General features: G+C 33.3%; 7 protein-coding genes. 4 read left to right on the top strand and 3 right to left on the bottom strand.

Features of this window, described 5'->3' with window-relative positions:
- The first annotated feature begins 172 nt into the window (after positions 1-172).
- The 4 genes from licT (at position 173) to HMPREF2586_RS05620 (ending at position 6,178) form a co-directional block, all read left to right on the top strand.
- On the top strand, positions 173-997 hold the full coding sequence (gene licT / locus HMPREF2586_RS05605) for a BglG family transcription antiterminator LicT (protein ID WP_046206922.1): 825 nt from the start codon (positions 173-175) through the stop codon (positions 995-997).
- A gap of 297 nt (positions 998-1,294) precedes the next feature.
- Positions 1,295-3,253 carry a beta-glucoside-specific PTS transporter subunit IIABC gene (locus tag HMPREF2586_RS05610; protein WP_070658149.1) on the top strand — a complete coding sequence of 653 codons (1,959 nt, stop codon included), beginning with the start codon at positions 1,295-1,297 and terminating at the stop codon, positions 3,251-3,253.
- Positions 3,254-3,271: 18 nt separating this feature from the next.
- Positions 3,272-4,702 (top strand): 6-phospho-beta-glucosidase, encoded by a 1,431-nt coding sequence (locus tag HMPREF2586_RS05615; RefSeq protein WP_070812675.1) that lies wholly within the window; start codon positions 3,272-3,274, stop codon positions 4,700-4,702.
- A gap of 24 nt (positions 4,703-4,726) precedes the next feature.
- Positions 4,727-6,178 (top strand): glycoside hydrolase family 1 protein, encoded by a 1,452-nt coding sequence (locus tag HMPREF2586_RS05620; protein ID WP_046206919.1) that lies wholly within the window; start codon positions 4,727-4,729, stop codon positions 6,176-6,178.
- Between the two features lie 101 nt (positions 6,179-6,279).
- On the opposite strand, the gene HMPREF2586_RS05625 is transcribed toward HMPREF2586_RS05620, so the two are convergent.
- The 3 genes from HMPREF2586_RS05625 to HMPREF2586_RS05635 all read right to left on the bottom strand — a co-directional run.
- A complete protein-coding gene (locus HMPREF2586_RS05625) occupies positions 6,280-7,551 on the bottom strand; it encodes an amidohydrolase family protein (protein WP_070658145.1) in 1,272 nt (423 codons plus the stop codon).
- Between the two features lie 192 nt (positions 7,552-7,743).
- Positions 7,744-8,943: a penicillin-binding protein PBP4 gene (gene pbp4, locus HMPREF2586_RS05630; RefSeq protein WP_070658143.1), complete on the bottom strand. Its 1,200-nt coding sequence runs from the start codon at positions 8,941-8,943 to the stop codon at positions 7,744-7,746.
- Between the two features lie 60 nt (positions 8,944-9,003).
- Positions 9,004-9,612, bottom strand: a 609-nt coding sequence (locus HMPREF2586_RS05635) for a M15 family metallopeptidase (RefSeq protein WP_070812676.1), incomplete at its 5' end; no start/stop codon positions are given.

The raw sequence follows: 9,612 nt of genomic DNA on the forward strand, positions 1-9,612 counted from the left end.
AGCACAGTTCAAGTGCTCGCTTTTTATAATTTTTATATTTATATAAACTTTTTTACTACAAAAATAAAATTTCATAATAAGATTAAATAATAAATTTTGACTATTCAATACTTTCTCCACTATATTTAATATGTAAGCATTCGAAATCATATAATTAAGGGAATGTTTTATTATGAAAATTACTAAAATATTAAATAATAACGTTGTGCTATCTAAAATTAATGGGAATGAGCGCATCGTAATGGGAAATGGCTTAGCATTTGGTAAGAAAAACGGCCAACAATTAGAGCGTGCCAAAATTGAAAAAGTATTTCGCTTAACAAGTGAAGAGCAAGAACGCATGTTGACTTTATTAGATGAAATCAATCAAGATGTCCTTTTAGTTACCGAACAAATTATTAAAGAAGCTAATAAGCTTTATGATTCACCTATTTCTGAATCAATATATATTGCATTAACTGACCATATAAATTATGCCATCGAACGCACACATGATGGTTTTGATATCAAAAATCCGTTACTTTATGAAATACGCACGCTTTACCCCAAAGAATATGAAGTAGCTCTTGATGGATTACGCAAGATTAATCGATATTTCAATGTTACGTTGCCAAAAGATGAAATTGGATTTATTGCCATGCATATTGTGAATGCTAGTTTAGATGAAAATATTGCAAATATTTATGAAATCACTAAAATTACTAAAAACATTGTTGATATTGTCCGTTATCATTTCAATCTATCTATCAATGAAGATGAACTCAATTATTCTAGATTTATGACACACCTTAAATTTTTTAGCCAAAGGCTAATTAATCAACAGTCTTTAAATGAAGTTACAGATGAAACTTTGCTTGATGTTTTAAGACAAAAGTATGCTAAATCTGATGTTTGTGTAGATAAAATAGCAGATTTTTTATTCAAACATTATAATCATAAAATATCTAACGATGAACGTGTTTATTTAATCTTGCATATCGCAAGACTACTAAAATAGTAAATGTAAGCGTTGACATTTATTTCTATAGAGACTATACTGTGTTTAAACTTATATATTGTTACTTTAGACGTTGTTATCAACGTTTGGGGTTGTAACTTTAAGTAGGCAAAACCCAGAGTAATGCATTACGAACCTTAATCTAGGGGCGTATGTGTATTATTCTGGTTTTTTTTGTTTTTTAGCTTATTACTTGTTTTCAAACTGCTTTAAATTCATTGAGTGGCCACTCAATATAACATTCAAAAAAACATGAAATAGCTATAAAACTGATTAAAAATTGAGGTGAATGAACCAATGAAATATGAAAAATTAGCACAAGAAATTGTTGAAAAAGTTGGTGGTGAAGAAAACATCAATTCGCTTACACATTGTATTACACGTTTACGTTTCAAACTAAAAGATGAGCACAAAGCCGATACAGAATTTTTAAAAAATCATGATGAAATTGTAACAGTTATGCAATCTAGTGGACAATACCAGGTAGTGATAGGTAACCATGTTCCTGATGTTTACGAGGCAATTACTAAAGTGACTCATCTAGATTCAGCTAGTGCTGGTCAAGCACAAGAGAGAAAGTCGGGTAGCATATTAAATCGATTTATTGATTTGATCTCAGGTATCTTCCAACCTATTCTTGGTATCCTTGCAGCTGCCGGGATGATTAAAGGCTTTGCCGCGTTATTTTTAGCACTTGGATGGTTAACAGAATCATCTGGAACATATCAAATATTATTCGCTTTAGGTGACGCGTTATTCTATTTCTTCCCAGTATTTTTAGGTTTTACTGCTGCCAAAAAATTTGGTTCCAATCATTTTATTGGCATGGCTATCGGGGCAGCAATTGTGTATCCAACTTTAGTTTCTGCAATGGAGTTTGGAGCAAAAGGCGCGCATACACTTTTCGACGGAACAATTTTTGAAGTCGAATCAAATTTATCTTTTTTAGGAATTCCAGTAATTTCTATGAACTATACATCTAGTGTTATCCCTATTATAGTAGCTATTTATTTTGCAAGTATTTTGGAAAGGAAATTAAAACGTATTATACCTGATGTTATTAAAACATTCTTTGTCCCATTTTTCACCTTGCTAATCATTGTTCCGTTAACATTTATCATAATCGGACCAATATCTTCATGGGTTGCTAATTGGATTGGTTCAGGTGCAATAAATATCTATGGATTAAGTCCGATATTAGCTGGATTACTATTAGGCGCATTTTGGCAAGTCTTTGTCATATTCGGTATTCATTGGGGACTGGTTGCAATTATGATAAATAATGTTTCTACATCTGGTTACGATATCATTAATCCCTTAATCTTCGCCGCTTCATTTGCTCAAACTGGAATCGTTATAGGACTTTTCTTAAAAACTAAAAACACTAAACTAAAATCTATATCCTTACCAGCAGCTATATCCGGCATTTTTGGTGTAACAGAACCTGCAATTTACGGTGTTACTTTACCAAGAAAAAAACTCTTTATTTATAGCTGTATCATTAGTGGATTGTTTAGTGGTTTTGTTGGTTTTGCAGGAACCAAAATGTATTTTATGGGAGGACTGGGTATCTTTGGTTATACAACCTTTATTGGTGAAAGTGGATTGGACTTTGCATTCTGGGCAACAATCATTGCTTCATTGTTAGCCGTATTAGTGGGTAGCATCGTTGGATATCTTGTACACTCTGATAAAAACGAGCAAAAAGTCCAAGCTACCGCACCAAAATCAGAACAAAAAATGGATGATTCCAAAAATAATGCATCAGGTACTTCAGTTGATGAAGTTATTTCTGAACCAAAAGATGATTTTATTGTATCTCCTGTCTCAGGTGAAATGAAAAATCTTAATCTTGTAGATGATCCTGTATTCTCATCTCTCGCAATGGGCAAAGGAATTGCTATTAAACCATCCTCTGATACGATTATTGCACCATTTGAGGCAACGGTAGAAAGTTTATTCCCTACTGGTCATGCAATTGGCTTAAAGTCAAAAAATGGTACAGAATTGCTTATCCATATCGGCATCGATACCGTGAAACTAGACGGATTAGGTTTTAAGCCACTCGTAAGTCAAGGAGAGACCGTTACAGCCTACCAGCCACTTATTCAGTTTGACTCACAAAAAATTCAAGAAAATGCATATGATGACACTGTAATGATAGTAATAACGAATACAAACGAAACCAAAGATGTTGTGATAGAAGAGCAACAGAAAGTTAAAGAAAAAGATTCATTAATTTCTGTTATTTATTAAATATAAGGAGGTAATATCATGTCAATATTAGGCAATGATTTTTTATGGGGCGGTGCTATCGCCGCGAATCAAATTGAAGGTGCGTACGATAAAAATGGTAAAGGCCTTAGTTTGGTTGACCTACTGCCAGCAGGAGAAGCACGTAAAGAACCACTATTCAACCCAGCTAAAGGATTGAATAACACTTTTGATTTTTATCCTAGTCATCAATCGATAGACTTTTATCATCATTATGAAGAAGATATAAAACTATTTGCCGAAATGGGTTTTAAAGCTTTACGCTTTTCAATCTCTTGGCCAAGAATTTTTCCAAATGGTGATGAAACAGAACCAAACCAAAAAGGTTTAGCTTTTTATGATAAAATCTTCGAAACTTTAGAAAAATATGGTATTGAACCCATTGTTACAATCAACCATTTTGATACACCATATTATTTAGCAAAAAATTATGGTGGATGGTATAACCGTAAAACCGTTGATTTCTTTTTAAATTATGCAACTGTCCTATTTAAAAGATATAGTAACCAAGTTAAATATTGGATTACACATAATGAAATTAACATGATTTTACACATCCCTTATATTGGTGGTGGCCTTATTATTCCAGATAATGAAAATAGAAATCAGGTTATGTATCAAGCCGCACATCATCAAGTTATCGCATCAAGCTTAGCCACGAAAATCGCCAAAGAAATTGATAATACAAATCAAATAGGTTGTATGTTAGCTGCCGGTGATGTATATCCAAACACGTCTCATCCAAATGATGTGATGGCTGCACTTTCTAAAAATAGAGAACAATATATCTTTATAGATGTTCAAACTCGTGGTGAATACCCTAACTATAGTAAACGTATGTTTGAAGATTTAGGTGTTTCCATCGATAAACAAACTGGGGATGATGAAATTTTAAAACAATACACAGTGGACTATATTTCATTTTCTTATTATTCAAGCCGACTTGAGAGTGGGAATGATGAAATCAATCAAAACAAAGAAGCTGGTAATGCTTTTGCCTCTCTTAAAAATCCATATTTGGAAGCATCAAATTGGGGATGGCAAATTGATCCAGTAGGATTACGCGTGACAATGAATCAAATATATGATCGCTATCAAAAACCTTTATTTATCGTAGAAAATGGCTTAGGTGAAATTGATAAACTTGAAGATGATGGTCGTATTCATGATACTTATAGAATTAAATATTTAAGTGACCACTTAAATCAAATGATCGAAGCGGTAAAAGATGGCGTACCACTCCTTGGATATACTTCATGGGGATGTATAGATTTAGTTTCAGCAGGTAGTGGAGAAATGAAAAAACGTTATGGTTTTATTTATGTTGATAGAGACAATCAAGGAAATGGTTCATTAAACAGATATCGTAAAGATTCATTCTATTGGTACCAAAAAGTTATTCAAAGTAATGGCGAAAATTTATCATATTAATTCAAACAAAGTGAGGTATTAAACATGAAAAATATTAAAGGTTTTAAAAAGAATTTTTTATGGGGTGGTGCAACTGCAGCTAACCAAATAGAAGGTGCATTTAATATTGATGGTAAAGGTTTGTCGAGTGCTGACTTTTCAGAATATGTTCCTAAAAGTCAACGCACAGGTGATAACCATATGGAAGTAACTTCAGATTTCATAAATAAAGTTAAAACCGGCCAATACCAAGGACACTTCCCTAAACGTGTTGGTATAGACTTTTATCATAATTATAAAGAAGATATTAAATTATTTGCTGAAATGGGATTTAAGGCATTTAGAATGTCGATCAATTGGTCACGTATTTTTCCAAAGGGATACGAAAATGAGCCAAACGAAGCGGGACTCGCATTTTATGATGATGTATTCAAAACATTAAAATCATATAATATTGAACCTGTTGTAACTTTAAGCCATTATGAAACACCTTTTGGTTTAACTGAAAAATATAATGGTTGGATTAATCGTAAGGTCATTGATCATTTTGTCCACTATGCTGAAACGGTCTTTAATCGCTATAAAAACGATGTGAAATATTGGATAACATTTAACGAAATTAATGTGATTAACATCTCACCTTTTACGGGAGCCGGCATCATTTCAGATAAATTAGATCATCCTATTGCAGCTTCGTATCAAGCACTTCATCACCAATTTGTAGCATCAGCTTTAGCTACTCAAAAATTAAAAGAGATTAATCCGAATGCACAAATGGGTTGTATGATCGCAAGGATGAAACATTATCCATATACTTGTGATCCACAAGATGTATTAAAAGCACAACAAGAAGACCAAATGAATTTAATGTATACTGACGTACAGGTTAGAGGGGAGTATCCTAATTTTTACAAACAATTTTTAACAGATAACAGCATTGAGTTGGATATTAAAGATAATGATTTAGATATCATTAGACAACATACAGTTGACTATCTATCATTTAGCTATTATATGTCTATGTTGTCATCTGTATCTCCAGAAGGACAAACAACACAGGGAAACTTGATGAACAGTTTAAAAAACCCTTACTTAGAAGCTTCTGATTGGGGTTGGCAAATTGATCCAATCGGCTTAAGAATTGTTTTAAATGAATTGTGGGATCGCTATAGAGTGCCATTATTTATAGTTGAAAACGGCTTAGGTGCAGTTGATGAGGTTGTTGATGGAAAAATTCACGATGACTATCGTATAGACTATTTAAGCAAACATATGGCTGAAGCAAAAAAGGCTGTCGAAGATGGCGTGGACTTAATCGGCTATCTTTCTTGGGCACCTATCGATCTTATTTCAATGTCTACAAGCGAGATGTCAAAACGTTATGGCTACATTTATGTTGATCAAGATAACTATGGTAACGGTAGTATGAAACGTATGAAAAAAGATTCTTTTGAATGGTACAAAAATATTATCTCAACGAATGGAGCGTCATTATAGTTTCATAAAATACACACTTCAATACACGCCATGAATACACAAAAAATGCTGGGACTTTCTATCGTCTCAGCATTTTATCTTATACGATGCAACTACACGTATTATTTTGTTTGGCGATCAATATCTAATGCAGTTGTATATTTCGGCTTTTCTTTTCTAAATAGATATTCACCATTACGTATCGAAGCAAGACAGTCAACACGTCGACGTTGTGCTTCAAATACATTTGGTGCGTCCAACACGATAAAGTTCGCTGGCTTACCTTCCGATAATCCGTAATCCTCATCTAAATGCATTAATTTTGCACCGTTATAAGTAATTAAGTCGAAATTGCGTGGGAAATCTTCTTCTCGCATTAATTGTGTGGCATGCAAGCCATTATCTAAGATATTCATTAAATTACCCGACCCTGCTGGGTACCATAAATCGACGATTGAGTCTTGACCAAAAGCAACATTAATATCATTATCTACAAACTCTTTAACACGTGTTAAACCTCTTCTTTTTGGATAACTATCTTGCCTACCTTGTAAATATAAATTTTCGGTTGGACAAGAGACAAAGTTTAAACCTGATTGACGAAATAGACCCATCATTCGAAATGCATAAGCATCATCTGCTGAACCAAATGAGCAAGTATGTGAAGCTGTCGTAGCATTTCCATAACCTTGTTTCATCACTTCAGCATTTAATATTTCTAAGAAACGTGCTTGTACATCATCTGTTTCATCACAGTGTACATCAATTAATTTATCATATTGGATCGCAAGTCTAACGATTTCTTTAATTGATTTCGTTCCTTCTTCTGGGCTCCATTCGTTATGTGGAATACCACCGACACAATCCGCACCTAATTTTAAGGCTTCTTCAGTTAAATCACGACCCGTTTTACCTTGCGCTTCAAAAGCGTACATACCATTTTGAGGAAACGCCACGACCTGAATTGTAATATTATCTTTCAATTCATCCCTTACTTCAAGTGCTGCTTTGATGCCCGTTAAATTGGGGTCAGTACAATCCGTCTGAGCACGTATATATTGTGTACCATAGCTTGCAACGTCTTTGACTGCTTGACGCATACGTGATTTCATCTCTTCTTTTGTAGTGCCTTTTTTATAATCATTCCATAAATCAATTGCTTCAAATAACGTCCCAGATGTGTTTTTGATTTGAGTGTCTTGTCCTGTAAAATAATAATCTAAATGAAGGTGGGCATCTACATATGGTGGCAAGACTAAAGCGCCTCCTAAATCAATTACTTCATCCGCTTCACCAAGGTTCTTTCCAAATGTTTTAAACTTACCGTTTTCCACTAAAATTTCTGAAGCTTCATCATACTTATAAATTGATGCATTAATGAATTTTTTACGCATTTATAAAACCTCCTATACACTTCTACCATAAGCCTTAATACATGTATAAGCAATGATTACCCAGTGAATATGTTTGCAATGAATACCAACTTAATAGATTGAACTTAATTAACAACAAAAAATCTGCTGACACACGTCACACAATCGTGGTATCAGCAGATAAATTGAATGATTTAATTAGAAATATACAGATTATATTTGGGACATTTTATGCGCATCTTTGCTAAACAAATTTTTGAAAAATGCAGTAAATTTATTGTCTTCTTTTTTAACTGTAGCATCTACTTGGGGGGCATGCGAACCTTTCATAAATTGACGCTTATATGCCACATATACCTTGCCTTCTTTATTCACATTAAACTTTAAATGATCCATTTTTTTAGGAACTACATCATATAAATCCTGCTTAACTTGGTACGTTTTTCCGTTAATTTCATGTTCGCCTTCACTTAATACTTTTCGGTATTCATATTTTTTAAATTGTTTATTAATAAGCGCATTGGCAATTTTATGGCGTTCATTTTTAGCTTTCATACTTGGATATGGCTTCACGTTGAGAATCGCTTCATTGAGACGTAAACCATTGTGTTTACCTGTTAACGCTAAACTATAACCTTCATCGCTTGTTCCAGTTTTCAATCCATCTGCACCTTTTAATTCAAATCGTTGTCCCTTTAAAGAAAGATTTTTTGTTTTTAAATTTGTTCCAAATTGTTTATCTGTCGTTTTAGAACTATATTTTAATATTTTAGGATGATCTTTTAATAAATGTTGCATTAGAATGGTCATATCATCTGCAGTAGTTTGTGTTTTACGTTCTTTTTGATATTGCTTGGGTGCATATTGTTGCAAAAGATGGTTGTCAGCACCTGTAGGATTCACAAAACGCGTATGATTCATACCGAGTTTTTTTGCCTTGTGGTTCATTTCATCTGTAAATTTTGATGTTGAACCACTCACCTTTTCCCCTAGAATTAGTGTCGCTGCATTGCTCGACTCTAAAGTAATTTGTCTAAGAAATTGATTAATAGAGTATGACTTTCCTCTCTCTAAAGGAACACTAGCCAAATCAGGTAATACAGACATTTTTTCATAATCAGAAGTGATTTTTATTTTGTCTGTAGGTTTTATATCTCCGTTTTCGATTGCATCCAATGTCAAATACATCGTCATCATTTTAGTCAACGAAGCCGGATCCGTTACTTTTTCAGCTTTATCTTGATATAAAATTTGACCTGTTTGTGCTGTCACACTAACACTTTCTGGTTTATATTGTGTACTTTGCTTAGAACTCGGTGATTTTTCTGTTTCAGCAGTTATTGTCGTTGTTGGTGCAATAACAGTTAAAGTGAGCAACCAACTTAGCATCACCACACTTAATTTCTTAAACAATGATGACCATTCCTCTCTAAAAATTTATATTAACTAATCAAGCACATTTCGAATTTGATCTTATTTTTTTGGATATAGATCTAAGTACTCTTCTAATGTTTCATTACTTTTATATAATTTTTTAGCTGTATCTTTTCCAACATACCTGATATGCCACGGTTCATATTGATATCCCGTAATATGTGTTTTATTCTTGGGATATCTGATGATAAAACCGTACTTGTAAGCATTGTCTTTGAGCCACTGACCTTCCTCGGTCTTACCAAAAGAAGTTTTAAAGTTGGTGTCTGTATTCTCAGAAACAATGTCGTATGTCAGTCCAGTTTGATGTTCAGAATGTCCTGGTTTCGCACTATATTTATTGGCTGCTTTTTCTCCATCTCTTTGAACATATTGGTCAAATAACTGTTCTTGACTTTGATAACTTCTGAAACCACTAGCGTTTGATAATTGAAATCCTTGTTTATTACCATCATTTAAAAGTTTCTGTAATGCATGACGTGCTTTTTTATTTTCTCCAGGGTTAAAATGTTCTGGTAACGAAATATCTTTGTTCACAATTAAAATATCATCAATATACGTTACACCATGCTTCACTTCTTTGTGATGCTTATTTTCACTATTGCTACTTTGCTGTTTTTCATGATTTTTACTGTCTTTATGCTCATC

Source organism: Staphylococcus sp. HMSC034G07 (assembly GCF_001835975.1).
Classification (GTDB): Bacteria; Bacillota; Bacilli; order Staphylococcales; family Staphylococcaceae; genus Staphylococcus; species Staphylococcus ureilyticus.